This window comes from Wenyingzhuangia sp. 2_MG-2023 (assembly GCF_030548295.1).
In the GTDB taxonomy this organism is placed as follows: domain Bacteria; phylum Bacteroidota; class Bacteroidia; order Flavobacteriales; family Flavobacteriaceae; genus Wenyingzhuangia.
In genome coordinates, this window is record NZ_JAUOSB010000003.1 from 164817 (window position 1) to 190526 (window position 25710).

Here is a 25710-nt window from a genome sequence, read left to right on the forward strand (position 1 = left end):
CCTTTAGCTATTCATAATTAGTTATAGGCTTAAAAAAACAAAAGTAATCTAACGCTAAAAGTCAAAGACGAATAGCTAAAAGCTTTAAAAAAATGAAAACAGCATACATCATAAAAGGATATAGAACCGCAGTTGGAAAAGCACCAAAAGGATTGTTTCGTTTCAAAAGACCCGATGAATTGGCTTCTGAAACCATTGCCTACCTGCTAGAAAAAACTCCAGAATTGAACAAAGAACGTATTGACGATGTGATTGTGGGAAATGCAATGCCTGAAGCAGAACAAGGATTGAACATGGGACGTTTGATTTCTTTAATGGGACTAAAAATCAACGATGTGGCAGGAATGACTGTTAACAGATACTGCGCTTCTGGTTTGGAAACTATTGCTATTGCTGCGGCTAAAATTCAATCAGGAATGGCAGACTGTATCATTGCAGGAGGTGTAGAAAGCATGTCGTACATTCCTATGGGTGGGTACAAACCCTCTCCTAACTACAAAGAAACCAAAGATGGTCATGAAGATTATTATTGGGGAATGGGATTGACCGCAGAAGCTGTGGCAGATAAATTTAAAGTGTCTAGAGAGAAGCAAGATTTATTTGCGTTCAATTCTCATCAAAAAGCACTCAATGCACAAGAAAATAGTTTGTTTGACGATGATATTGTTCCCATCAATATAGAAGAAATTTTTGTGAATGAAAACGGCAAAAAACAAACTAAAAACTACACGGTTATCAAAGATGAAGGACCTAGAAAAGACACTTCTTTAGATGCTTTGGCGGGTTTGAGACCTGTTTTTGCAAACGGAGGTTCTGTAACAGCAGGAAATTCGTCACAAATGAGTGATGGTGCTGCTTTTGTGATTGTAATGAGTGAAGAAATGGTGAAGGAATTGAATTTAGAGCCTGTAGCTCGTCTAGTTTCTTTTGCTGCCGTAGGTGTTGAACCTAAAATTATGGGAATTGGACCTGTACTAGCAGTTCCAAAAGCATTGAAACAAGCAGGATTGACCACAAAAGACATTGATTTGATAGAACTGAATGAGGCTTTTGCTTCTCAATCGTTAGCAGTTATTTCTGAATTAGGACTCAACCCAGACCTTGTAAATGTAAACGGAGGTGCTATTGCTTTAGGACATCCTTTAGGCTGTACAGGAGCAAAATTATCCGTGCAATTGATCAATGAAATGAGAAGAAGAAACAGTAAATATGGAGTTGTTACCATGTGTGTGGGAACAGGACAAGGAGCAGCAGGAGTTTATGAATTTTTAAAGTAACAACATCAACCTGAATAGATATACGAACCAAAAAAAACATTAGGTATGAAAAACACAATAAAAGGAGGAGAATTTGTGGTAAAACAAACCCACTACAATGATATTTTTATTGTAGAGGATTTTACCGAAGAACAACAAATGATGCGTGAATCTGTAATAGAGTTTATAGATAGGGAAGTTTGGCCTCACAAAGAAAAATTTGAAAAGAAAGATTACGCTTTTACAGAAGAACTGATGAATAAAGCAGGTGAAATGGGATTCTTGAGCATTGCTGTTCCAGAAACTTATGGAGGCATGGGAATGTCTTTTATGTCTACTATTTTAGTCTGTGATTATATTTCTGGAGCCTCAGGCTCTTTTGCAACCGCTTTTGGTGCACATACAGGAATTGGAACCATGCCTATTGTATTGTATGGAACCGAAGAACAAAAGCAAAAATACGTACCTAAATTGGCTATGGGTGAATGGTTTGGAGCCTACTGCCTAACAGAGCCTGGAGCAGGTTCTGATGCCAATTCTGGAAAAACCAAAGCAGTATTGTCTGAAGACGGTACACATTATAAAATTTCAGGTCAAAAAATGTGGATTTCAAATGCAGGATTCTGTAGTTTGATGATTGTATTTGCTAGAATTGAAAATGATAAAAACTTAACTGCTTTTATTGTTGAGTACGATTCTGAAAACTCAAACGGTATTACGTTGGGTGAAGAAGAAAAAAAATTAGGGATTCGTGCTTCCTCTACTCGACAAGTATTTTTTAATGAAACTATTGTTCCTGTAGAGAATATGTTATCTACAAGACAAAATGGTTTTAAAATAGCGTTGAATATTTTAAACATAGGTCGTATCAAATTGGCTTCTGCTTGTTTGGATGCTTGTAGAAGAGTTATTTCTAATGCTGTAAATTATGCCAATGAACGTAAGCAGTTTGGAACTGCTATTGCAAATTTTGGTGCGGTTCAAGAAAAAATTGCATTGATGACTACTAAGAATTTTGTAACTGAATGTGGTGTGTATAGAGCTGCTGGTGATATTCAAAATAAAATTGATGCTTTAGAGGCTGATGGAATGGCTCATTATGATGCAGAATTGAAAGGTGTAGAGGATTTTGCTTTGGAATGTGCTATTTTAAAAGTATACGGTTCCGAAGTAGGACAATTTGTTTCTGATGAAGGATTGCAAATTTATGGAGGAATGGGATTTTCTGAAGATACACCTATGGAAGCTGCTTGGAGAGATGCTCGTATTTCTAGAATTTACGAAGGAACCAATGAAATCAATCGTCTATTAACCATTGGAATGTTGATGAAAAAAGCATTGAAAGGTGAAATAGATTTGATGACTCCAGCAATGGCTGTAGCAAATGATTTGATGGGGATTCCGTCTTTTGACACTCCTGACTATTCGGCATTATTTTCTGAAGAAAAAGAAATATTAGAAAAACTAAAAAAGACTTTCTTGATGATTGCCGGAAAAGCTGTTGAAAAATTTGGAATGGATTTGGAAAAACAACAAGAATTAGTTTTGTGTGCAGCTGAAATATTGATAGAAATTTACATGGCTGAATCAGCACTTTTAAAAACTGAAAAATTAGCATCTAAAACATCCAAAGAAGAAGCGAGTTTACAAATAGCTATGACAAAATTGAACTTGTTTAATGCAGTTGAAACTATCAACAGAAAAGGAAAAGAAGCTATTATTTCTTTTACTGAAAATGATGAACAAAGAATGTTGTTAATGGGATTGAAAAGATTTACAAAATATCAAAATTATCCCAACATTATTGCTTTGAAAAAACAGATTGCTAAGGTTGCTATTTCAAAAAATGGTTATCCTTGTTAAAACAAACAACTTCATAAGTATTTCATTAAAGCTGTCTTTTTACAAGACAGCTTTTTTATGCTAGAAAGACTTTCTCCTTTTATCTCAATAAATTATTTGTTCTATTAGTTCATTTTTTATATTTGATAAAGCAAAATAAAATCACCATGAAAGACATCACAAAGCAGGCCGAAAGCAACTCTTTGACTCCAAAAGTTACAGGAATAGGTGGAATTTTCTTTTTCTCAGAAAATCCTGAAAAAACAAACGCATGGTATTCTAAAAATTTAGGACTTAAAGTCAATCAATGGGGTTCTAGTTTTGAGTCTCGAAATGCAAATTGCCCTGAGGAAATAAATTATCTTCAGTGGAGTCCTTTTAAAAAAGACAGTGATTATTTTGCTCCATCAAAAAAAGAATTCATGATCAATTACAGAGTTCAAAATATAGAAGGATTGGTCAATCAACTACAAGAAAATGGCGTTACAATACTAGACTCTATTGCAACTTTTGATTACGGAAAATTTGTTCATATTATGGATGCTGAAGGAAATAAAATTGAACTTTGGGAACCAATTGACCGTGTATTTACAGAAATGAATGAAGAAACAACAAAGTAAATTGTAATTAAAACCATCTTCTTTAAAAATGTCTTTTTATAAAAAGAGAAAATAAAACTGGTTTAATTTAGGATTTACAATTCTATCCACAAACTTAAAATCTGAAGTATGTAAGGAGTTAGCAATGCCGTTAAAATTCCATTTACAATTAACCCAATGCTAGACATTACACCATAATTCTCACTAATTTCCATAGATTTTGATGTTCCCACTACATGTGCAGCGGTTCCCATAGAAATACCTTGCGCTAAGGTGCTTTTTACACGTGTAAACTTCATGATTCCATAGCCAAAAATGGAACCAAAAATCCCAACCATAATCACTACAGAAGCGGTTAAGGGTGCTATCCCTCCTATTGCTTTAGAAACTTCCATAGCAATGGGAGTTGTAACAGATTTTGGGGCAATAGATAAGATGATCTTCGTAGGTGCTCCCATCCATTTGGCAATCAATACTACAGAAACTACTCCGGCAACACAACCTACCAATTGAGAAACTAAAATAGGAATTGCCTGTTTTTTTATCTTCCCTAATTGTTGGTACAACGGAACACCCAAAGCAACAATTGCAGGTTTAAGAAAAAACTCTATCAATTTACTTCCTTCATGATATACTTCAAAATCAATTTCTAACAACGACAAACAAGTAACAATAATCAGAATAGCAATCAATATAGGATTTAAAAGAATTAATTTGGTTTTTTTCTGAATTATTTGAGCAACAAAGAAAGCCACAAAAGTTAATGTGATGATGAATATTTTATTTTGAAAAAAAAGCTCCATATTCTATACTTTAGGGTCTATTTCTTTTTGTGTTTTTTTCTTATTGTCTATAAACAACTGATGTGTCCATCCTGTAAAAATAAAAACAAGAATTGTACTAGCTATAGACGCTACAATAATAGGCCAAAAAGAAGCTTGAATCACCTCTAAATACAGCATGATAGCAACACCTGGAGGCACAAAAAAGAACGTCATATTTTGAGTTAAAAAATTAGAAATACCTTTTACGGTAACTATTTTAACCCACCCCAATTGTAACAAAAGTGTTAACAATAACATGCCTATAATACTAGACGGAAGTTTGAAGTCTGTTAGATATACTACCAGTTCTCCAAATAACAAACACCCTAAAATGATGACAACCTGTTTCATTTGTTGACTAGTTTTGTTTTTTGATAATGTCTATCAAATCTAAAGGTTGTTGCAATATGTATGTTGCACCGCTCTTTTCTAATTGCTCTTGACTTCTGAATCCCCAAACAACACCTACAGCTTGCATACCTGCACCAATGGCGGTTTGCATGTCTACTTCAGAATCTCCAACAAATAAAATTTCGCGGGTAGAGATTCCTAAACTTTCTGCTATTTGAATGGCTTTGTTTGGATTTGGTTTTTTCAAAACTTCTGTGGTCAATCCTACAACATCTGTAAATTTCCATTCAGAAACTACGTATTGAACCACTTTTTTTGTCAATTCCTCTGCTTTGTTAGAAAACACAGCCATGGGAATATTTAGAGATACCAACGCATTTAACATTTCTGGCACACCACTATAAAGTGCCGTTTTCTGTACACAATTATCACGATAAACCTGTAGCATTTCTTTAAAATAAATATCTACAAACTCATCTTCCTTATGAGTTTCTGGAACCGCTTTGAATACTAAATTTCTAATACCATACCCTATAAATCGTTCGTAGGTTTCTAAATCATGTGTAGGAAATTCATTCTTTTTCAGAACTACATTCATAGATGATGCAATGTCTTCAATAGAATTGACCAAGGTTCCATCCAAATCAAAAATCACGGCTTTAAAACTCATTTTCTTAGTATTTCTATTATGTAACAAAAATACTTTTTTTAAAAATCTCTATAAATGTTTAAAACAAATCTTTTGTTCCGTTTTCAAACATTTTTATTTAGTGTAATACTTTTATAAATTCATCCCTAATAGTTTTACTTCACATCATAAACATTGAAAAATCAATAATATTCAATACATTCGTTTTATTGAAAAATAAAATAAAAAATGGCGAATCATTATTTAAGTTTTATATCTGACGAACATTTATTTATCTGTATTGAAAATCTTCACCAATCGTATTTAAAAGCTAAGTCAAATGTTAGTAAAAAGAAATTTTATAACAATAAAATAGACACAATCAAGCTTACATTTGATTCTAAATTTAATAATCTTGATGAAGAAACTCTTATCAAAACCGAAATCAATAGACAAGTTGATAAATCTATAAACAATTCTATTGGAACTTTTCACGAACAAATTTTAGGAGGTATTAAAGGTTTTGAAATTGGTAATTTAAGTGGTTTTGATATCAAAGCAACTGATAATACTTTATTTGCTGATATTAAAAATAAACACAATACCATGAACAGTAGTTCATCGGAAAGTTTGTTTCAGAAGTTAGCAAAATATGCGGATACCTATAAAAAATCCAAATGTTATTGGGTTCAAATCTTAGCTAAAGATAGCTTTAACGAAAGATGGTTTGGTGAAATTAATGGTAAAGAATACAGCCATAGTAGGGTTTATAAAATATCTGGTGATCAATTTTACAAACTACTCACAGGAAGAAATAATGCTCTTTTTGAACTGTACCAAGTTTTACCTATTGCAATAGATGACTATCTAAGTAAACAAAAAAATCAAAAATCAAAGAATAATTCTGCACTAGAAGAAATAACCCAAGGATCCCATAAATCAAAAAGAACTATTTTAGATGAAATCACTTTTGAGAATTACCCTTATTATTTAGGCTTTGACAAACTTAAATAGTAAGCATTTAAAAACTTTATAATAGAGTAACCAATTTCTTGACCCAAGTTACAAGGAACTGCATTTCCAATTTGCTTGTATTGTTGAGAAATAGACCCCATAAATTTCCAATCATCAGGAAATGTTTGTATTCGTGCATATTCTCTAACGGTAAAAGGTCTAGTCTCTTCTGGGTGACATCTCTCAGTTTGTTTCTGAGCGGGACTACATGTGAGTGTCAAGCTTGGTTCATCCCAACCAATCCTGCGCGCAATACCCGTTTTCCCTCCTCCTAAATAATAACTTTTCCCCATGTATTCTTTTTGAATATCTAAAGGTAAGTTTCTCCAATATCCTTTTTCAGGCACTAAATCTAAGACCTTTTTTTTATGAACAGGATATTTTGCTCCTTCAGAAAAAGGAACGTCACAATCATATAATTCACCCTTTTTAAGGGCATCTATTAAATTATAAATTTTATTATGAGGTTTTGGATATTCATATTTTAAGTCAATATCTTTTCTTACTCCAACCAATATAACTCTTTCTCTTTTTTGAGGAACTTTATAATTTATTGCTTTTAAAACTTTTACAGGAACAACATTATAACCTATTTCATTTAAAACAGAAATCATTCCTTGAATAGTTTTCCCTTTTTCATGAGAAAGCAATCCTTTTACATTCTCACCTATACAAATCAAAGGATTTACTTCTTTTACAACTCTTGCAAATTCATAAAACAATGTTCCTCTAGCATCTTGCAACCCTAATTTCTTTCCTGCATAACTAAATGCCTGACAAGGAAATCCACCAGTAACTATATCTACTTGATTTTTATATTTTTCAAAACTATAAGATTTTATATCACCTTCTAAAACATTCCAGTGGGGTCTATTTTCTCTCAATGTCTGACAAGCCCATTTATCAACTTCATTTAAAGCAACACATTTTATTCCCGATTTTTCCATTCCAACGGCCAAGCCTCCTGCTCCAGCAAATAATTCTATAACTTTATACTCTTGAGTAGCATTAAGTGAATTATCTACAGTATCTTCGTAGTCTATGGATAATTGCTTTAGTAAAATATTTATCTGTTCTTTTTTGTATATTCTGTATTGGCTGATGGGTTCTCTTACAGCAATAAATTTGCCTTCTCTATCCCAACGTCGCAGAGTCTCTTTACTTTTTCCTAAAATTTCTGAAGCCTCATTTAGAGAATAATATTCTTTTGTAACCATATTACACAACCTTATACATTGGTTACAAATTTATAACAAAAACTTGAGGATTTTAATATTATTACAAGCATAATCTATTTATTTATTAACAACCTCATTTTCTCATAAAACTCTTAGCCAAAAGATTAAAATCTAAACACTTTTGAACGCAAAATTCCAGTTGTGTAGCTATATACAACTTATCGGCATCAATAAATACATTTTATCATCTACTATGTAACACAAACCTTCCATCATTTTTTTGGCTATAAAAAGTATCTTTTCTTCTAAAACTTTATGGATTATTTCTTCTAATTAGGTATCGTATGCTATGGTTTTATTTTTATAAATATTAAAAGTTCTAAACATTCCTGAGAACGCCTTCGACTCTACTTCGACTACGCTCAGTACAGGCTGCTCAGTAGCTGTTCTCTGTATTAAGGTTCTTGACTATGATTTAACTACGCTCAGTACAGAGTTCTCGACTTCGCTCGAACCCCCACAAATAATATAGTTATTACATCAATGCTTGTTTTAAAACTGTTACAGCATGCAAACTTTTTCTTTGTGTTCCATCTTTTATTTGATGTCTACAACTAGTTCCTGAAGCTACCAAAATACTATCCTCATTCATATTTCTAACTTTAGGAAACAAAGTATCTTCACCCATTTGCATACTCACCGCATAATGTTCTTGTTCGTAACCAAACGAACCCGCCATACCACAACAACCTGTATTTAGAAGCGTAACTTTGTAATTAGGCACAATATTTAACATATCAAAAGTATGTTTGGAATTGCTCAATGCTTTTTGGTGACAGTGCACATGAATTTTAACTTCTTTTACATCATTTACAAAACAATTGGATTTAATATTACTTAGTGCTATTTCCTTACTGATAAATTCTTCTATGGTAAAGGTGTGCTTTGCCAATTCTATGGCTTTTTCTTTGTCTATAGCCAATCTTAAATATTCGTCTCTAAAAGACAAAATAGCAGAAGGTTCTATACCTACCAACGGACTTTCTTGATGAACCACTGCTCCGAATAACTCTATATTTTCATTGGCAACTCCTTTAGCTTCTTTTAAAAAACCTTTAGAAATATAACTTCTACCACTCTGCTCATGGTTGATAAAAATGCATCTGTAATTCAACTGAGTTAACAACGTTATCGCATCAATTCCTGTTTGCACATCGTAAAAATTGGTAAATTCGTCATTGAAAAAATACACCGTTTTAATAGGGTTTTCTAACAAATTATTTTCATCGTTATTCTCTATCCATTGCTCTAGTGTTTGCCTTTTTAGCATAGGTAAATTACGTTCCAAACTGATGCCCAACACTTTTTTTGCCAACCAAGTATTGCTAAACATGTTTACAAAGCCTGCAAATATGGATAAATGTTGATTGATTTCTGTAGCTCTTGCAAACAACTTATTACGAAAGCTGTAACGATTTGCTTCTTGGTATTGATACAAAAACTCTGATTTTAACAGAGCCACATCTACATTACTCGGACATTCACTGGCACAAGCCTTGCAACCAATACACAAATCAAAAACCTGTTTTAAAGTTTCACTATCAAATTTATTTTTAGCCGTATTATTCGTTAACACTTCTCTTAAAGCATTGGCTCTAGCACGGGTAGTGTCTTTTTCATTTTTTGTGGCTCTGTAACTAGGGCACATGGTTCCGCCAGCAGCTACAGATTTACGACAATCCCCTGAACCATTACACTGTTCCGCCAAACTCAACACTCCTAAATTCTCGGAAAAATCTAACAAAGTAGTCACTTCGGGCTCTTCTCTATCCATCTCGTAACGAAAGGAGGCATCCATAGGAAAAGGATGCACAATTTTACCTTTGTTGAAAATAAAATGAGGGTCAAAAACTTCTTTCAATTGTACTAGTAAATCATAGTTTTTAGTCCCTATCATCATAGAAATAAATTCTGCCCTTACAATTCCATCTCCATGTTCACCACTTAAAGAACCTTTGTACTTTTTAACCAATTGAGCAACACGAGTGGTAATTTCTCGAAATAAAACAACGTCTTCTTTCACTTTTAAATTTAAAATGGGTCGTAAATGAATTTCTCCCGCTCCTGCATGTGCATAATACACTGCTTGCTGGTTAAACTCTTCCATCATCACCGAGAACTCAGCTATGTAATTGGGCAAGTCTTCCAAACTTACCGCAGTATCTTCTATACAAGCCACTGCTTTTTTATCTCCTATCAAGTTCCCCAAAGCTCCCAAACCTGCTTTTCGCAATTCGTGAACTCCATTTATCTCTGCTCCCACTACTTTTGGATGTGCAAATCCAAATTGGTGTTGTTTCAAATCATAAATCAAACTATCTGCTTGTATAAAAGCATCTTCTAAAGTTTCCGATGCTACTTCTAGCATCAGCACGGCAGCAGGATCACCTTCTAAAAAGCTTCTGTTTTCTTGTTGAGAACGAATGTTTTTAGTACAATCTAAAATCAACTTATCCATCAATTCACAATTGTACAATTGATGTTTCATGGCAATGACAACAGACTCCATACATTCTTGCAAAGACTTAAAATGTGATGCAACCATCACACTATGTTTTGGGGGCAACGTGTCTAACTGTAAAGTAATTTCTGTGGTAAAGGCCAAGGTTCCCTCACTACCACAGAGTATTTTTGCTAAATTGATTGTTTTTTCCGTTCCTCCAAACAATTCAAATTTTAACAATTCGTCTATTGCATAACCTGTATTTCTTCTGTGAATGCTTGGTTTGGGAAATTCCTTTTTAATTTCTTCTTGAACTTCTCTCTGCCTATAAGTTTCGTATATTTTACGATAAATAGCACCCTCTACATCTTTTTGATTTGTTTTTTCTAGAAAGAGTTTCGTTTCTATTTCTTCAAAAATCACTTCACTCCCATCACTCAATAACGTTTTCAAACGAATGATTTTATCCCTGGTAACACCGTAACGAATGGATGTAGTTCCTGAACTATTGTTTCCCACCATTCCCCCTATCATACATCTATTGGCTGTGGAAGTATTGGGACCAAAAAACAAACCATCAGTTTGTATATAACGATTCAAATCATCACGAATCACACCTGGTTGGACCGTAATTGTTTTTGAGAATTTGTCATATTCAACAATTTGTGTAAAATGCTTAGAAACGTCCACAATCAAACCTTCACCAACACATTGTCCTGCCAAAGAAGTTCCCGCAGTTCTTGGCACCAAGGTGATGTTGTTTAGAGTTGCAAAAGCAATAATATCTTTTAAATCTTTAACAGATTTAGGATAAGCAACTCCTAAAGGAATTTTTCGATACACTGAAGCATCTGTTGCATAAATATTTTTATGTAATTCATCCGTCAGAATTGTTCCTTCTATAGACTTAGCCAATGCAGAAATTTCTTTTTCCATAATCTCAAAAATAAAGAAACCGATTGTTTTTCTATATATTTACTAGGGTAAAATAACTTTCATTTGTTTTACTAAAAAACAGACTCAATGAACTATAAGAATCAATACAAATCTTTACCACACTTTTTTCTTTTTTTCTTTTCCTTTTTCTTAATTATGGGCTGTAGTAAAAGCAATGGAAGTTTGAAAGAAAATGAACAAATTAACGAGGATGAAAATGATTCTATCATTGAATTTAATTACAATTTAAACGTAGCCAACCCTAATATTTTGTTGATTATTGCGGACGATATGGGAATGGATGCCACTCCGTATGCTACAGATTTAGCATCTATAAAGCCCAACATGCCAAACCTAGACAAATTAATTCAGAAAGGAGTTCGTTTTACCAATACATGGTCTTATCCACGTTGTGCACCAACCAGGGCTAGTATTTTAACAGGAAAACATGCTGTGGAAACAGGAGTATTATCTCCTGGAGATGCTATCAACACCAACGAAACAACCATACAATCTTTTATAAATAATGGAAACACTCCCTATGCGACTTCTTTAATGGGGAAATGGCATTTGTCTAGAGATTCTACAGATCCGGAAAACATGCATATAGACTTTTACAAAGGAAATACGGGTGGAGGTTTAACCGATTACTACAATTGGACACTTCAAGAAGACGGAACAGATACTCAAATCACCAATTATTATGGAACGACAGCCTATACAGACTATGCTATTGATTGGATCAATCAACAAAACAAACCTTGGTTCTGCTGGTTAGCCTACAATGCTGCGCATACAACTTTTCACACTCCAAAAGATGATACTTTGTATACACATACAGGAAATAGTACGCTTGATATGTATTTACAAATGTTAGAAGCGATGGATGCTGAAATAGGAAGGTTACTCAATACTATTCCCAAAGAAACATTAGCCAACACTACCATTATTTTTATTGGAGATAACGGTACACCTGCTCAAGTAGCACAAACTCCTTTTAGCAGAAGTAAAGCTAAAGGATCTTTGTTTAATGGAGGTGTTAATGTGCCTTTAATAGTTGCTGGTGCAAATGTTTCTAGAGAGAATAAAGAAGAGAATGCATTGATTCAAAGTACTGATTTGTTTGCCACCATTGCTGATTTATGTAAAGTAAGTAATATAGATGCTGATGAAAGTATTTCTTTTAAATCACTTTTAACTCAAGAAAAAACACACTCAAGAAAGTTCTTATTTACAGAAGGACTGTCCAACGGACCTGCCTTTGGAGGATATACGGTTAGAAATGAAAAATACAAATTAATTTATGATGATGATGACCAAATAATCTACCTATACAATGTGCTTGACGATTATGCAGAAACTATCAATTTGTACGATGGAAATTTAACAACTGAAGAACAAACTGCTGTGACAGAATTACAAGCAGAAGCTGAGAGGATTTTAAATTAATGACACTGCCTAAACACAATGGACATAGAACTTCTTATCTTTGAAAAAACATTCCATACGTTTGATGACTCAAAAAGAACTCAAAGCATTTTTAGACAGTAAAGTAAATCAGTACAACAACCGAGATTTTATAGACAGCGATCCCGTACAAATTCCACATCTTTTTTCTAAGAAAGAAGACATTGAAATTGCAGGTTTTCTTGCGGCTACTATTTCTTGGGGAAAACGTCCTATGATTATCAAAAACTGCTTGTTGATGATGGATTTGTTAGGAAATGCTCCTTTTGATTTTGTGATGAATCACAATACTAGCGATCTAGAAAAACTCTCTGAATTCAAACACAGAACGTTTAATGGAATTGATTTTCAGTTTTTCATTACCTCTCTTCAGAACATTTATAAAAATCACGGAGGTTTAGAAAGTGTTTTTGCCACACATGTAAAAGAACAATCATTACAACCTGCAATTCACGAGTTTAAAAAAATATTTTTTGGAATACCACACCCTGCAAGAACCACCAAACACGTTTCAGATCCACTCAAAGGTTCAGCAGCCAAACGCATCAATATGTTTTTGCGCTGGATGATACGACAAGATCAGTTGGGAGTAGATTTGGGAATTTGGAAACAAATACCTCCATCCTATTTATCTTGTCCTTTAGATGTACACACAGGTAATGTTGGTAGAAAACTAGGATTGATTGTTAGAAAACAAAACGATGCAAAAGCTTTACTGGAATTAGACAGCAATCTTAGGAAACTAGATGCTAACGATCCTGTTAAATATGACTTTGCTCTTTTTGGGTTAGGTGTTTTTGAAAGCTTTTAACTCATTTGAGCTCCTCTAAAAGCATATACGCTCACATCTAAACGATATGAGCAAATCCTAACTATACTTACTCCCTACCTTTGTAATAGAAAGATAATCAAAGTGTTTATCTAGTTATTTAATAACCTTAAAAACATTACAAAAATGAATTATTTAAGTATAGACCAAGAAAAATTAACCCCCGTAGTTAGCGAATTGAATTCTCTATTAGCGGAATATCATATTTACTACCAAAAATTAAGAAATTTTCACTGGAACATTAAAGGACAAAACTTTTTTGATTTACATGTCAAGTTTGAAGAAATGTACAAAGAAGCAAGACTTAAAATTGATGAAATAGCAGAACGTATTTTAACCTTGAGAAAAAGCCCTGTTAGTAGATATAGTGATTATTTAACCATGTCTAAAATAAAAGAATCTAGTTCTATGTTGATAGACAAAGAAATGGTGGTTACTTTGATAGACGATCATCAATTGTTGTTAGAACGAATGACTAATGTCGTAAAACGTGCTGGAGAAGCAAATGATGAAGGTACTATTGATTTGATTGGTGCATACATCAGAGAATTAGAAAAAACAAGTTGGATGCTTGAAGCTTGGAATCAAGAAACTGACCGTCAAAAAACATCTGCATAAACATCCATTGTATACTATAGAATGGTGTAATTAAAGAAATTTTATGAAATACAAAATATCAAATATTGCATCAATACATGTTATAGAAAACCATACAAATTCAACCTTTAAACATCCTAAACTGTACCAACAGAAAAGAATGATTACAGGAAAAGAAGAAACCATTGTTCCCATTATTACATCTGAATATCCAAATGAAATTGATTTTGCAATTTGGGGACTTTTACCTGACAAATTTGACCAAGACTGGAATGTTTTTCAAGAGCATATAGATACATTAACGGTAAAAATAGACAACATCCGTAATGATTTTATGCAAAAAGAACTCAACATTAGACCCTGTTTGGTAATTGTTACTGGCTTTTATACATCCTTTTTAGAAAATGGTAAAATCCAAGAATATTACATTACAAAGGAGAATAACACTCCTTTCTATTTAGCAGGTTGCTATAATCAATTAAACGATGGCTTTTTAACATTTTCACTGTTGTTGAAAAAACAAAAGAAAGAATTAAAAAAGTTTCAGAACTTAGACAAATACATACCAATAGTGATGGATGAAACTATGAAACAAGACTGGTTGTCTAACAAAATTAGCATTACCGATTTAAAAAAGGTATCGCTATTACAAACAAAATTAAAAATTTTAAAAAATACCCACGGCATTCAATTAAACGAATGCTAAATTCAAAACAAATTACAAACCATAAAAAATGAACAAAATGAGTACAAATCAAAACACAGCATTAGGAATATTAGCAGGAGCAACTTTAGGAGCAACTTTAGGAATTTTATTTGCACCCGCTAAAGGAAGCAAAACAAGAAAAAAAATAAAAGAAAAAGTATCTGAAACAAGTGAACATCTTGTGAACGAAGCCGAATCTATCAAAAATACTGTAACAGACACCATTGTAGGTAAAAAAGAAACCTTGGAAGAAAAATTAGAATCAGTAGTTTCTGACGCTAGTTACAAAGCCGATGATGTTATAGTAGCATTAGAAAAAGAATTAGAAATTCTAAGAAAGAAAAATAAACAATTTCAAAAATAATCAACAATGAGTCTATCTGAAAACATTTACAAAGCATCAAAAAAAGCAATGACCGATGGTGAAATATATTTAGACGCAACCAAAGATTACGTTGAACTAAGAATGTTAAAAACACTGAGTCTGTTTTTCTCTAAGTTTTTAAAAATATTGATTTTCGGAATCTTGTCTCTATTCACATTTATATTAGCGCTAATAGCTTATGTAATAGAATTGAAAAGAATATTAGGAAGTTTGTATTTGGCATTCTTGACTTGTGCAGGTACCCTATTTTTAATAGGATTGCTATTGTACATCTTTAGAAAACCATTAATAGATCGTGCTGCAATTGCATTTACTTCCAAAACCTTTTTTGAAGCTACAAATTAACCAAAACAACACACGATGAAAAAGTATAGAAGTTTTAACGAAATAGATCAGGATTTAAAAATCCTAAAACTAAAAAAGAACATAGCCTCCGAAGAGATAAAACTCTTAAAACACATGGCTATTGAAAACATGAACCCTTACAAATGGATTCAGCCTGTTCTTATAAGTCTTGCCACCAAATACGGGTTGAGTTTTTTGGCTCGTAAACTTTAAAGGTTTTAAGAACGGATTCATATACTTTTCAATCGTTTCTTATAGAATATCAGATAGGCAATTATTTTTACAATTACCCTCCCCCAGTAAAATTTATTTACTGGGGTTTTCGTTGTTTTCCGAAAAAAAATAAAATATTATTTGTTATGCAACTCCGGTCTGAAGGATTGTTTTTTTCTGTTTTAATTTTAGATATTCACTAGGACTAACTTTATATTTAGATTTAAAAATCTTAGAAAAATAACTTCTACTACTAAAACCAACTGTATAAGCTACTTGTGAGACATTACAATCGGTAGTATTCATCAACTCTCTTGCTTTTTCTAAACGAATATGTCGGATGTATTCTGTAACAGTTCTGCTGTAAATTAATTTGAAGCCTTCTTGTAATTTAGCTTGAGTCAAACCTGTCTCTTCAGATATTGATTCTAATGTATAATTTACGTCTGGAGTTTTAATGATTTTTCTTGAATATTTTCGAATCAATTTGATTTCTTCCTTTAACAAAGTCGTTTCAACTTTTTCTCCTTTTACTTCTTGATTGTGTTGAGAAATGTGCATTGATAAAATTTCATAGACCTTTCCTTCAATCGTCAACATTCTCAAAATTCCCTTTTTCTTAATCTTATAAATCGCATTAATTTTATCAGCCATTTTTAAATTATACGTTCCATAGTACGCAAACTTATTGTCGTGATCTGAATCGTAAAACACCTCATACAATTTTTCATTCACAAACTCCATAGTGCAATCTGTACTTGCTACAAATTTGTTTCTAAGAACCTGAATCACATTCAACTTAACATGTACGTTTTTGGCAAATAATGTACAACTATGTCCTCCATCCTTCCCTGTAACAATTACAGCTTGGTACTGTTCAATTTTAGTTTTAGAATTACTTTTCTCAAAAAAATGTCCATAATTCCCTTCCATACAATAACTAAATCTTATCGGATTGAAAAAAGAAGTATCCCTACTAAAAAGGACTTCTTCATAAAAAACAATATCATAATCCAATAGAGAGACACCTCTATCAAAAGCAATAAATCTAATAGTCCCTTTTGCTTTTTCGTTGTCAATTTTCAAGAAAAACTCTCCCCATTTTTCTTCTATTACACCTCCTAAAACACTTTGTATTTGCTCCAATGTATCAATTGTATTTGAAGCAGTTATTTTAACATTCATCGTCATGATTTTCTTTTTTAGCAGATGGTTACAAAGTTAACGATGAAATAAGTTGTAAACAATGCGCTTTATCAATTTTTGATATTATTTTAAATCAATCGTATTTGCACCTAGAATCAACCTTAATCATGATTAAGGATTTTGTTTTGTGTTCTATAAATTTCAAAAGAGTACACATCTAAATGATTCGTGTTAATAAACTCCTCTGAATCAATGTAATTTTACAATAGAAGGCTTGGTAAAGCAAGCTAATTTATAAACCTTTAAAAATTAAAATTATGTTAAGATGGACCGTAACCTTTATTGTATTAGCTTTGATAGCTGGAGTTTTAGGCTTCACTGGAATTGCAGCAGGAGCTGCTAGTATTGCTAAAATATTATTTATTTTATTTATTATTCTTTTTGTTATTTCTCTATTGTTGGGAAAAAAACCTGTTTAATAAATCTCAAATTAGATTTGTGAGTTAGTGTTATGTTTAACACTAAACTCTTTTAAAAAATAGAGGATGGCATTTATATGGCAGTTGTTCTCTATTTTTTAGTTTCAATTAAAACCACCATGAAGTACAGCTTATGAAGATCTCCCTAAAAAAAACGCAAGAAATTATCGTAGAAACCTACAAACAATGGAACAAAAATGATCCTTTTCAGATGAGTGCTGCCATTAGTTACTACGCATTATTCTCTTTTCCTGCCTTGTTGATCATCATCATTCATTCTATTGGTTTTTTTTACAGTGAATCTCAAGTAAAAACAAAAATAATCAACGAAATAGCCTCTATTTTAGGTAGAGAAACAGCTGTCTTTGTAGAAAACATCTTAGAAAACTCTTACAATTTAGAGCAATCTAAAATTGCTTTAATTATTGGTGTAATTACTTTGTTGTATGGTGCTACGGGACTTTTTATTGCTTTGCAAAAAGCATTGAATAAAATATGGGGAGTTCCCGAATCTACTAAAAGAGGTTTTTTTAAATTGATTAAAGATCGATTGTTTTCTTTAAGCTTGGTACTTATTATTGGTTTTCTACTACTCACGTCATTAATACTAACTTCGGTTATCAACGCACTAACTGATTGGATTCGAACTGTTTTTCCTGAGTTTATTCTTTTGATTTTTCAAATTGTAAACTTTGTAATTCCCCTACTGTTAATCACCGTTTTGTTTGCCTTAATTTTCAAGATATTACCCGATGCCGTTATCAAGTGGACAGATGTTTGGTTGGGTTCTTTTGTTACCAGTTTGCTGTTTAGTATAGGAAAACAAGCGTTGGGAATTTATTTTGCAAAAGCAAATCCAGAATCTACTTTTGGAGCAGCAGGATCTGTTATTTTAATTCTGCTTTGGGTCTCTTATTCTAGCCTTATATTGTTCTTTGGAGCAGAATTCACAAAGGTCTATGCTTTAAAATATGGAGATGGAATTTTATCTAACAATACCTCAAAATCCTAAACCAAATACACTCTCATTTATGTTACCAAGTGTAACACCACAGTTAAACAACTGTATATCAACTAGTAAAAAACGTTATTAAAAAAAATCTAATTTCTAAGTCTTTATGGTGTAAATACAGTTAATAACACGTGGAAATTACTAACTTCGTTACTCGCAATTTAATTTTTGTTTTTTCTAGAAACAAACAATCTGTATAAACAAGACATATGGCTTTAAAAGTAGTTATTTCACACAAAACAAAATACAAGTACGATCGTTCCGTAAGTTTATCTCCACATATATTTAGGCTAAGACCTGCACCACATAGTAGGACTCCTATAGAATCATACTCCTTAAAAATAAAACCTGAAAATCACTTTTTCAATTGGCAACAAGATCCATTTGGAAACTATCAGGCTAGAGTTGTGTTTCCTGATAAGACAACCGAAATGTCTATTGATGTAGAAATCATTGCGGATTTAAAGACCATCAACCCTTTTGACTTTTTTGTAGAAGAAAGTGCTGAAGAGTTTCCTTTCAAATATTCTGACGATACCAAAAAGGAATTGCATCCTTATTTGGAAATTACAGAAAAAGGTCCTTTGCTGATTGATTTTATCAAATCCTTAGATTTTACACCTAGAAAAACTATTTATTTTCTAATTGACATCAACCAAAGAATAAATGAACTTTTAAAATACAACATTCGTTTAGAACCTGGAGTACAATCTTCTGATGAAACGCTAGAATGTGAAACAGGATCTTGTAGAGATTATGCTTGGTTGTTTATTCAAGTAATGAGACACTTAGGTTTTGGAGCCAGATTTGTTTCTGGTTATTTGGTACAATTAACCGCAGATGAAAAATCATTAGATGGTCCTTCTGGTCCTCCCGAAGATTTTACAGATTTACACGCTTGGGCAGAAGTTTATTTGCCAGGTGCAGGTTGGATTGGTTTTGATGCAACTTCTGGACTTTTAACGGGAGAAGGTCATATTCCATTAGCTTGTACACCGCATTACGATAGTGCTGCTGCCGTAACAGGAATGTCTGATGTTTGTGAAACTGAGTTTGAATTTGACAATTCTGTAACCCGAATTTTAGAATCGCCAAGGGTTACCAAACCTTATACAGAAGATCAATGGAAAGCCATAGACAAGCTAGGAAACAAAGTTGAAAAAGAACTACAAGAAGGTGATGTAAGATTGACCATGGGTGGTGAACCTACTTTTGTTTCTATTGATGATATGGAAGCTGATGAGTGGAACACTACTGCAGATGGACCTCAAAAACGTAAATTAGCGGATGATTTGACTCAACAATTGTTGAATAAAATTGCCGTTGGAGGAATGTTACACCATGCTCAAGGAAAATGGTATCCTGGTGAACCTTTGCCTAGATGGGAAATTCAATTGTATTGGAGAAAAGATGGTGAAACTATTTGGCATTACCCTGAATTGTTATCTTGTTTTGCAAAAAACAAAATAGTGCCAGAAGGTAGCGATCTTAAGTTTTTAGAAACGTTGACTACTTACTTAAACGTAGACAAAAATCACATCACTCCTACTTACGAAGATGCTTTTTACATGTTGTGGGAAGAAGGAAAACTACCTGTTGATGTAGATATAACCAAAAAAGATAGCAAAGAACTAATTCATAAAAAATTAGCAGAAATATTAAAACAAGGAACAGACAAAGCTGTAGGATATGTTTTACCATTAAACCATACCCAAAGCAAATGGTTTACTAGTGAGTGGCAATTCCGTAGAAACAACTTATTTTTAACTCCCGGAAATTCTCCTGTAGGTTTAAGATTGCCTTTAGATTCACTAATGGCCAAACCTGAATATGAAATTTTCCCTATCTACGAACCAGATTTGTTTAAAGACAACAACCCGTTGCCTGTTTTTGAAGAAATTGTAGATACTCGTCACAAAGATTTTGTTGAAAATGGATTGGAGGAAGACAAACCAGAATACTTTGTAAGAACGGCATTATGTTCTGAGGTTAGAGACGGTAAATTGTACTTGTTTTTACCACCATTAGATTCCGCAGACGCTTTCTTAGATTTGATTGCCTCAATTGAAGCAACATCTAAAGAATTGAACATTCCTGTTATTTTGGAAGGATACAATCCACCACATGACAACCGAGTAGAATCTATGAAAATTACTCCAGATCCAGGTGTAATTGAAATTAACGTGCACCCAACCAAAAACTGGAAAGATTTGGTAAACAACACCATGACTTTGTATGACGAAGCCAAAAAAGTACGTTTGGGAACTCAGAAATTTATGTTGGATGGAAAACACACAGGTACGGGTGGTGGAAATCACGTTACTTTAGGAGGAACATCTCCTTCTGACAGTCCACTATTACGCAAGCCAAGTTTGTTGCGTAGTTTGTTAACTTTCTGGCAACATCACCCAGGACTTTCGTATTTATTTTCTGGATCTTTTATTGGAGCTACAAGTCAGGCACCAAGAATAGACGAAGCAAGAATGGAAAACTTGTACGAATTAGAAATAGCGTTTAGTCAAATTCCTAAAAACGGAGAAGTTCCTTTTTGGTTGACAGATAGATTGTTTAGACACTTGTTAACAGATCTTACAGGAAATACGCACAGAGCAGAATTCTGTATAGATAAATTATATTCTCCTGATTCTTCTTCAGGAAGATTGGGAATTTTAGAATTAAGAGGTTTTGACATGCCTCCACACCCACAGATGAGTTTGACCCAGATGCTATTGGTAAGAACTTTGGTTTCTTGGTTCTGGAAAAAACCTTACGAACACAATTTGGTAAGATGGGGTACAGAATTGCATGACAAATTTTTGATAGAACATTATGTTCGTGAAGACCTTAAAGATGTTGTAGAACAATTGAATCAAGCAGGTTACGAATTCAAATTAGACTGGTTTGACCCTTTCTTTGAATTTAGATTTCCACAACACGGTATGATTGAAGTCAACAACATTCAATTAGAATTGAGAGCTGGAATAGAACCTTGGAATGTATTGGGAGAAGAAATGACTGGTGGTGGTACTTCAAGATATGTAGATTCATCACTAGAAAGATTGCAAGTAAAAGTAAGTAATTTCACAAACGAACGTTATGTTTTGACTTGTAATGGAATTAAAGTTGATTTAAAACCTACTCCTGTAAAAGGAGAATATGTTGCAGGAATAAGATACAAAGCATGGGATCCTTTCTCTGCCTTACACCCTACTATAAAAGTAGACACTCCCCTATCTTTTGATATTGTAGATACATGGAATGAAAAGTCTATAGGTGGTTGTCGTTATTTTGTTGCGCACCCAGGTGGTAGATCTTACGAGACCTTCCCTGTGAATAGTTTTGAAGCTGAATCTAGAAGAATCAATCGTTTTTGGGATGTTGGAGAAGTACAAACTGATGTAGAAATTATGGAGGAAGCTGCTGCATCCGATCAGGAGACTTCTAAAAAGTCTGTAGAAGAGATGGGAAGTTCAAAAAGTTTTAAATATAAAACCATTCCTAACAACCCAGAATTTCCAAATACACTAGATTTGCGTAAAAAATAGAAATTCTAAATGAGCATTGATTCAAAAAATATTTTTACTGATTATTTTTCCGATTTAAAGAACTATGACGAGGTCTTAAAACCTAATAAACAAGTAAACAAAAGCTGGAATAAATTAATCGAAAATATTGAGGGCATTGGCTTGACAAAACTTCATGATATACAAAGTGAAGTAAACTGGTTGATGGCCGAAAACGGTGTTACTTACAATGTATACAACGATCCTAAAGGTTTGCACAGACCTTGGGAATTGAATTCCATCCCTTTCATTATTCATGAAAATGAATGGAAAGAAGTAGAAAGAGGAATCAAACAAAGAGCCGAGTTGTTAAACTTAGTTTTAAAAGATATTTACGGGGAACGAAAATTGATTAAAAACAAAATCATTCCCCCAGAAGTTATTTACGAACATAGAGGTTTTTTAAGACAGTGTGATCAAATTGAATACACTACATCTAAAAACTTGATGATTTATGCTGCAGAAATAGCTAGAGGTCCAGATGGTAGAATGTGGGTGGTTAATGACCGAACTCAAGCTCCTTCTGGAATGGGATATGCGTTGGAAAATAGGTACGCAATGAGTAGAGTGGGTTCTGAATTGTTTCAGGACATTCATGTAAAACAACCTTCAGAATTTTTCGATCATTTTCATCAAATGTTGTTAAATGCTGCTCCAAAAGAAGTGACCAATCCTAACATTGTTATTTTAACTCCAGGACCTCACAACGAAACTTATTTTGAACATGCTTACCTCTCTTCTCTTCTCGGTTATCCGTTGGTGAAAGGAAATGATTTGATTGTGAGAAATGGTTTGGTGTGGATGAAATCCCTGACAGGTCTAAAAAAGGTTGACGTTATTCTAAGACGAGTAGACGATGTTTTTGTAGATCCTTTGGAGCTAAGAGAAGATTCTTATTTGGGAATAGCAGGATTGTTAGAAGTTGTTAGAAATCAAGATGTAACGGTTGTAAACCCTGTAGGTAGCGGCATCATAGAGAACTCTGGATTGGTTCCTTTTATGAATGCTATATGCAAGTACTTTTTCAATGAAAATTTGATTCTGCCACAAATTGCTTCATGGTGGTGTGGACAAGAAAAAGAACGAAATTTTGTGATGGAAAACCTCCAAAATTATGTTGTCAAAAGAATCGATCGATCTAATAGGGAAAGTATTTATTTCTGTGAATTTTTATCAGAAAAAGAAATTGAGAATTTAAAAAGTGAAATTCTTAACAACCCATACAGATTTGTCGCTCAGGAAAAAATATCTTTTTCTTCCATTCCCAACTTTGGCAATGACAAATTAGAACCTCGTAAAATTGTTTGCAGAACTTTTAGTATTGCTCATGACGATGGTTATAGTGTCATGCCTGGTGGTTTGGTTAGAGTTGCATCCGAAAGAAAAGAATTGAGAGTTTCTAACCAACGTGGTGGAATTAGCAAAGATTTTTGGGTAATTAGTGACGAGAAACAAAATAGCATTCAACAATATACTTGGAACAAACTCCAAAACACTTCTGTATCAGACATGACGGATTTGCCAAGTAACACCGCCGAAAATCTTTTTTGGTCTGGTAGGTATTTGGGTAGAGCTATTGTTACTTCAAGATACATTCGCATGGTGTTAAACACCATGAACAATGAAAAATACAACAGCAGAAAATCTGAATCTGATATTCAGAAATATTTGCTACAAGCATTGACCAACATCACCTCTACTTTTCCTGGTTTTGTAGGAGAAGGTAGTGAAGAAAGATTGGAAAATCCTATAGAAGAAATTGCTTCGTTAATTTTAGATAAAAATCGAATTGGAAGTCTTGCACAAACCTTAAATAGTTTTAACAACTCTTATTATACTTTGCGTAATTTGTGGTCCAAAGATATGTGGAGGGTTTTTGAGAGTATCAATAAATTGTGGAATAACTACAATACTGAAACCGAAACATCCACTATTTCTACACTAACTAGATTGTTGGATAGAACCATTACAAGATTGATTGCTTTTATGGCTTTAATTGAAGAAAGCATAATGGTAAATCAAGGATTACTACTGTATTTTATTGGTTTGCAAATGGAGCAATCTACCATGAATATAGCCAAGTGTCGTTCTATGATTGTGTTTAATTATGAAGAGCAGTTGAACTATGAAATTTTAGAAGCCTTACTTTCTAGTCATGAAAGTTTGAATATTTACAGATATAGTTACCAATCGTATTTGAGTATTGAAAATGTGGTGAACTTAATTGTTTTGGACAAGCAGTATGCAAAATCATTGCATTATCAATTGAAAAGAATTCAGAAAGACATTGCCCGTTTGCCTATTCCTAATAGTAGCATCGGTTATCAAAAATGTCAAGAAAAAATACAAGTTGCCTGTCAAATAATTGAGGATGTAGATACTAGCACACTTTTAGATCTTAATGAAGACAAATCACTTAGAGGTAATTTAGAAGACTCACTTTCTATATTAAGCGATGTATTACACGAAACTTCATTAGCTATATCCGCAACGTATTTTGACCATACATACCAACAAACGCAATTGGTAAAACAAAAAATAAAAATCTAATGTTGTACAAAATAAACCACACTACCTGTTATGATTATGACGAAGGGGTTACCTTTTGCCACAACATAGCTATCTTAAAACCCAAAAATATTATTGGACAAAATTTGGTGAATTACAATTTGGATATCAGCCCTGCTCCTATTGTTTTTTCTGAAAGAGAAGATTTTTTTGGAAATACCGTTACCCGATTTTCTATACAAGAGTATCATAAGCAATTAAAAGTTACAGCCACTAGTAAGGTAGATAGGAACATGGCTTTGGCACCTAATATTGATTTTTTTTCAGATGCTAAAAAAATCACACTTTCAGAGACTTTACAACTCTTAAAACAAGTAGATCCAAAATCTTTAGAGGCTAGACAATTTCAATTAGAATCTGTTTTGATTCACACCATTGGTCAAGAAATTAAAGATTATGCTTTAAAATCTTTCAAACCCAATAGGTCTGTTTTTGAAGCTAGTTATGAACTAATGGAACGAATATTTAACGATTTTGAATTCAACACTACATTTTCTAACGTAGCCACTCCAATTACGGATGTGATGAGAGAAAAAAAAGGAGTTTGTCAAGATTTTGCTCAAATTGCTATTGCTTGCCTTCGCTCCGTGCATTTGCCTGCCAGATATATTAGTGGATACATAGAAACGCTTCCACCGCCAGGAAAAGAAAAATTGATAGGAACCGATGCTTCACATGCATGGTTTTCAGTATACATTCCCACATTTGGTTGGGTAGATTTTGATCCCACCAACAATCAGATTCCAAAAGACCAACACATTGTGGTGGCTTGGGGAAGAGATTATTACGATGTTGCTCCACTAAAAGGAGTATTGTATAGTAGTGGATTGAGTAAATTGTCAGTTTCTGTAGATATTAGACCTGAAGGAGGTTATCCAACGCAACAAAATAAAACCGACACACAACACCAACAACAATCTCAGCAGTCTCAACAACAATAAATGCTAAAAATATTTATTGTTGTTTGTTACATAACAAAATTTCTTAAAATGAGGAAAAGAAACAATTTCTGTTGTCTAAATAAATATACTTAACAACACATTTTTGTTAAATTATACATAAGTAAAAATAAGTTAAATTGACTTTTCAAAAATGTCTATCAAACTTATTCTTTGTTCTTAATTTGCTCTTTTAACGCGTTCAATCGTTCTTTGTGAGCTTGTCCTTTTTCACGAATCTTATTCTTTTTCCTCCCCATTAACTTTGAATGTTTTGATTTATTTTTAGTGTTTTTATTACTTCCTGTTTTTGCCATGAGTATTTATTTTA

23 protein-coding genes are annotated in these 25710 nt (G+C 33.1%); 16 read left to right on the forward strand and 7 right to left on the reverse strand.

Features of this window, described 5'->3' with window-relative positions:
• The first annotated feature begins 92 nt into the window (after window positions 1-92).
• The 3 genes from Q4548_RS06370 to Q4548_RS06380 all read left to right on the forward strand — a co-directional run bounded on the left by Q4548_RS06370 (window position 93) and on the right by Q4548_RS06380 (window position 3718).
• Window positions 93-1277: an acetyl-CoA C-acyltransferase gene (locus Q4548_RS06370; RefSeq protein WP_303452727.1), complete on the forward strand. Its 1185-nt coding sequence runs from the start codon at window positions 93-95 to the stop codon at window positions 1275-1277.
• 45 nt (window positions 1278-1322) lie between these two features.
• Window positions 1323-3119 (forward strand): acyl-CoA dehydrogenase family protein, encoded by a 1797-nt coding sequence (locus Q4548_RS06375; RefSeq protein WP_303452729.1) that lies wholly within the window; start codon window positions 1323-1325, stop codon window positions 3117-3119.
• Window positions 3120-3265: 146 nt separating this feature from the next.
• Window positions 3266-3718 carry a VOC family protein gene (locus tag Q4548_RS06380; RefSeq protein ID WP_303452731.1) on the forward strand — a complete coding sequence of 151 codons (453 nt, stop codon included), beginning with the start codon at window positions 3266-3268 and terminating at the stop codon, window positions 3716-3718.
• 74 nt (window positions 3719-3792) lie between these two features.
• Here the strand turns inward: Q4548_RS06380 and Q4548_RS06385 are convergent, their stop codons facing one another.
• The 3 genes from Q4548_RS06385 to Q4548_RS06395 are packed head-to-tail and all read right to left on the reverse strand — an operon-like array spanning window position 3793 to window position 5542.
• Complete coding sequence (locus tag Q4548_RS06385) at window positions 3793-4500, reverse strand: LrgB family protein (RefSeq protein ID WP_303452733.1); 708 nt, start codon at window positions 4498-4500, stop codon at window positions 3793-3795.
• A 3-nt stretch (window positions 4501-4503) separates the two neighbouring features.
• Window positions 4504-4872, reverse strand: coding sequence for a CidA/LrgA family protein (locus Q4548_RS06390; RefSeq protein WP_303452735.1), 369 nt, complete (start codon window positions 4870-4872; stop codon window positions 4504-4506).
• A gap of 7 nt (window positions 4873-4879) precedes the next feature.
• On the reverse strand, window positions 4880-5542 hold the full coding sequence (locus Q4548_RS06395; RefSeq protein WP_303452737.1) for an HAD family hydrolase: 663 nt from the start codon (window positions 5540-5542) through the stop codon (window positions 4880-4882).
• Between the two features lie 207 nt (window positions 5543-5749).
• On the opposite strand from Q4548_RS06395, the gene Q4548_RS06400 reads away from it, so the two are divergent.
• Window positions 5750-6514 carry an Eco47II family restriction endonuclease gene (locus tag Q4548_RS06400; protein WP_303452739.1) on the forward strand — a complete coding sequence of 255 codons (765 nt, stop codon included), beginning with the start codon at window positions 5750-5752 and terminating at the stop codon, window positions 6512-6514.
• Here the strand turns inward: Q4548_RS06400 and dcm are convergent.
• Window positions 6487-7731: a DNA (cytosine-5-)-methyltransferase gene (gene dcm, locus Q4548_RS06405; RefSeq protein WP_303452741.1), complete on the reverse strand. Its 1245-nt coding sequence runs from the start codon at window positions 7729-7731 to the stop codon at window positions 6487-6489. The genes Q4548_RS06400 and dcm overlap by 28 nt on opposite strands.
• Before the next feature lie 496 nt (window positions 7732-8227).
• Window positions 8228-11131: an FAD-binding and (Fe-S)-binding domain-containing protein gene (locus tag Q4548_RS06410; protein ID WP_303452743.1), complete on the reverse strand. Its 2904-nt coding sequence runs from the start codon at window positions 11129-11131 to the stop codon at window positions 8228-8230.
• Between the two features lie 87 nt (window positions 11132-11218).
• Between Q4548_RS06410 and Q4548_RS06415 the strand changes: the two genes are divergently transcribed.
• From Q4548_RS06415 to Q4548_RS06445, 7 genes are all read left to right on the forward strand, one after another.
• Window positions 11219-12580, forward strand: a complete 1362-nt coding sequence (locus tag Q4548_RS06415) for a sulfatase-like hydrolase/transferase (RefSeq protein WP_303452745.1) — start codon at window positions 11219-11221, stop codon at window positions 12578-12580.
• A 64-nt stretch (window positions 12581-12644) separates the two neighbouring features.
• Window positions 12645-13409 carry a TIGR02757 family protein gene (locus Q4548_RS06420; protein ID WP_303452868.1) on the forward strand — a complete coding sequence of 255 codons (765 nt, stop codon included), beginning with the start codon at window positions 12645-12647 and terminating at the stop codon, window positions 13407-13409.
• A gap of 144 nt (window positions 13410-13553) precedes the next feature.
• Window positions 13554-14045 carry a Dps family protein gene (locus tag Q4548_RS06425; protein WP_303452747.1) on the forward strand — a complete coding sequence of 164 codons (492 nt, stop codon included), beginning with the start codon at window positions 13554-13556 and terminating at the stop codon, window positions 14043-14045.
• Window positions 14046-14088: 43 nt separating this feature from the next.
• Window positions 14089-14730 (forward strand): SOS response-associated peptidase family protein, encoded by a 642-nt coding sequence (locus Q4548_RS06430; RefSeq protein ID WP_303452748.1) that lies wholly within the window; start codon window positions 14089-14091, stop codon window positions 14728-14730.
• Between the two features lie 37 nt (window positions 14731-14767).
• A complete protein-coding gene (locus tag Q4548_RS06435) occupies window positions 14768-15094 on the forward strand; it encodes a YtxH domain-containing protein (protein ID WP_303452750.1) in 327 nt (108 codons plus the stop codon).
• A 6-nt stretch (window positions 15095-15100) separates the two neighbouring features.
• Window positions 15101-15460, forward strand: a complete 360-nt coding sequence (locus Q4548_RS06440) for a hypothetical protein (RefSeq protein WP_303452752.1) — start codon at window positions 15101-15103, stop codon at window positions 15458-15460.
• 15 nt (window positions 15461-15475) lie between these two features.
• Window positions 15476-15673, forward strand: a complete 198-nt coding sequence (locus tag Q4548_RS06445; RefSeq protein ID WP_303452754.1) for a DUF6327 family protein — start codon at window positions 15476-15478, stop codon at window positions 15671-15673.
• A 144-nt stretch (window positions 15674-15817) separates the two neighbouring features.
• On the opposite strand, the gene Q4548_RS06450 is transcribed toward Q4548_RS06445, so the two are convergent.
• The gene (locus tag Q4548_RS06450; RefSeq protein WP_303452755.1) at window positions 15818-16858 is read right to left on the reverse strand and encodes an AraC family transcriptional regulator; all 1041 of its coding nucleotides are present in this window, start codon (window positions 16856-16858) and stop codon (window positions 15818-15820) included.
• 278 nt (window positions 16859-17136) lie between these two features.
• On the opposite strand from Q4548_RS06450, the gene Q4548_RS06455 reads away from it, so the two are divergent.
• From Q4548_RS06455 to Q4548_RS06475, 5 genes are all read left to right on the forward strand, one after another.
• Complete coding sequence (locus tag Q4548_RS06455; RefSeq protein WP_303452757.1) at window positions 17137-17298, forward strand: DUF1328 family protein; 162 nt, start codon at window positions 17137-17139, stop codon at window positions 17296-17298.
• A gap of 133 nt (window positions 17299-17431) precedes the next feature.
• The gene (locus Q4548_RS06460) at window positions 17432-18310 is read left to right on the forward strand and encodes a YihY/virulence factor BrkB family protein (RefSeq protein ID WP_303452759.1); all 879 of its coding nucleotides are present in this window, start codon (window positions 17432-17434) and stop codon (window positions 18308-18310) included.
• 209 nt (window positions 18311-18519) lie between these two features.
• The gene (locus Q4548_RS06465) at window positions 18520-21855 is read left to right on the forward strand and encodes a DUF2126 domain-containing protein (RefSeq protein ID WP_303452761.1); all 3336 of its coding nucleotides are present in this window, start codon (window positions 18520-18522) and stop codon (window positions 21853-21855) included.
• A 9-nt stretch (window positions 21856-21864) separates the two neighbouring features.
• A complete protein-coding gene (locus Q4548_RS06470; RefSeq protein ID WP_303452763.1) occupies window positions 21865-24423 on the forward strand; it encodes a circularly permuted type 2 ATP-grasp protein in 2559 nt (852 codons plus the stop codon).
• Window positions 24423-25382, forward strand: a complete 960-nt coding sequence (locus tag Q4548_RS06475) for a transglutaminase family protein (protein ID WP_303452764.1) — start codon at window positions 24423-24425, stop codon at window positions 25380-25382. The genes Q4548_RS06470 and Q4548_RS06475 overlap by 1 nt, the downstream gene beginning before the upstream one ends.
• Window positions 25383-25546: 164 nt before the next feature.
• On the opposite strand, the gene Q4548_RS06480 is transcribed toward Q4548_RS06475, so the two are convergent.
• A complete protein-coding gene (locus Q4548_RS06480) occupies window positions 25547-25696 on the reverse strand; it encodes a hypothetical protein (protein ID WP_303452766.1) in 150 nt (49 codons plus the stop codon).
• Between the last annotated feature and the right edge of the window lie 14 nt (window positions 25697-25710).

Coding starts and splice junctions, on each gene's coding strand:
- Q4548_RS06370 (WP_303452727.1), top strand. CDS start 93: ATGAAAACAGCATACATCATAAAAGGATATAGAACCGCAGTTGGAAAA.
- Q4548_RS06375 (WP_303452729.1), top strand. CDS start 1,323: ATGAAAAACACAATAAAAGGAGGAGAATTTGTGGTAAAACAAACCCAC.
- Q4548_RS06380 (WP_303452731.1), top strand. CDS start 3,266: ATGAAAGACATCACAAAGCAGGCCGAAAGCAACTCTTTGACTCCAAAA.
- Q4548_RS06385 (WP_303452733.1), bottom strand. CDS start 4,500: ATGGAGCTTTTTTTTCAAAATAAAATATTCATCATCACATTAACTTTT.
- Q4548_RS06390 (WP_303452735.1), bottom strand. CDS start 4,872: ATGAAACAGGTTGTCATCATTTTAGGGTGTTTGTTATTTGGAGAACTG.
- Q4548_RS06395 (WP_303452737.1), bottom strand. CDS start 5,542: ATGAGTTTTAAAGCCGTGATTTTTGATTTGGATGGAACCTTGGTCAAT.
- Q4548_RS06400 (WP_303452739.1), top strand. CDS start 5,750: ATGGCGAATCATTATTTAAGTTTTATATCTGACGAACATTTATTTATC.
- dcm (WP_303452741.1), bottom strand. CDS start 7,731: ATGGTTACAAAAGAATATTATTCTCTAAATGAGGCTTCAGAAATTTTA.
- Q4548_RS06410 (WP_303452743.1), bottom strand. CDS start 11,131: ATGGAAAAAGAAATTTCTGCATTGGCTAAGTCTATAGAAGGAACAATT.
- Q4548_RS06415 (WP_303452745.1), top strand. CDS start 11,219: ATGAACTATAAGAATCAATACAAATCTTTACCACACTTTTTTCTTTTT.
- Q4548_RS06420 (WP_303452868.1), top strand. CDS start 12,645: ATGACTCAAAAAGAACTCAAAGCATTTTTAGACAGTAAAGTAAATCAG.
- Q4548_RS06425 (WP_303452747.1), top strand. CDS start 13,554: ATGAATTATTTAAGTATAGACCAAGAAAAATTAACCCCCGTAGTTAGC.
- Q4548_RS06430 (WP_303452748.1), top strand. CDS start 14,089: ATGAAATACAAAATATCAAATATTGCATCAATACATGTTATAGAAAAC.
- Q4548_RS06435 (WP_303452750.1), top strand. CDS start 14,768: ATGAGTACAAATCAAAACACAGCATTAGGAATATTAGCAGGAGCAACT.
- Q4548_RS06440 (WP_303452752.1), top strand. CDS start 15,101: ATGAGTCTATCTGAAAACATTTACAAAGCATCAAAAAAAGCAATGACC.
- Q4548_RS06445 (WP_303452754.1), top strand. CDS start 15,476: ATGAAAAAGTATAGAAGTTTTAACGAAATAGATCAGGATTTAAAAATC.
- Q4548_RS06450 (WP_303452755.1), bottom strand. CDS start 16,858: ATGAATGTTAAAATAACTGCTTCAAATACAATTGATACATTGGAGCAA.
- Q4548_RS06455 (WP_303452757.1), top strand. CDS start 17,137: ATGTTAAGATGGACCGTAACCTTTATTGTATTAGCTTTGATAGCTGGA.
- Q4548_RS06460 (WP_303452759.1), top strand. CDS start 17,432: ATGAAGATCTCCCTAAAAAAAACGCAAGAAATTATCGTAGAAACCTAC.
- Q4548_RS06465 (WP_303452761.1), top strand. CDS start 18,520: ATGGCTTTAAAAGTAGTTATTTCACACAAAACAAAATACAAGTACGAT.
- Q4548_RS06470 (WP_303452763.1), top strand. CDS start 21,865: ATGAGCATTGATTCAAAAAATATTTTTACTGATTATTTTTCCGATTTA.
- Q4548_RS06475 (WP_303452764.1), top strand. CDS start 24,423: ATGTTGTACAAAATAAACCACACTACCTGTTATGATTATGACGAAGGG.
- Q4548_RS06480 (WP_303452766.1), bottom strand. CDS start 25,696: ATGGCAAAAACAGGAAGTAATAAAAACACTAAAAATAAATCAAAACAT.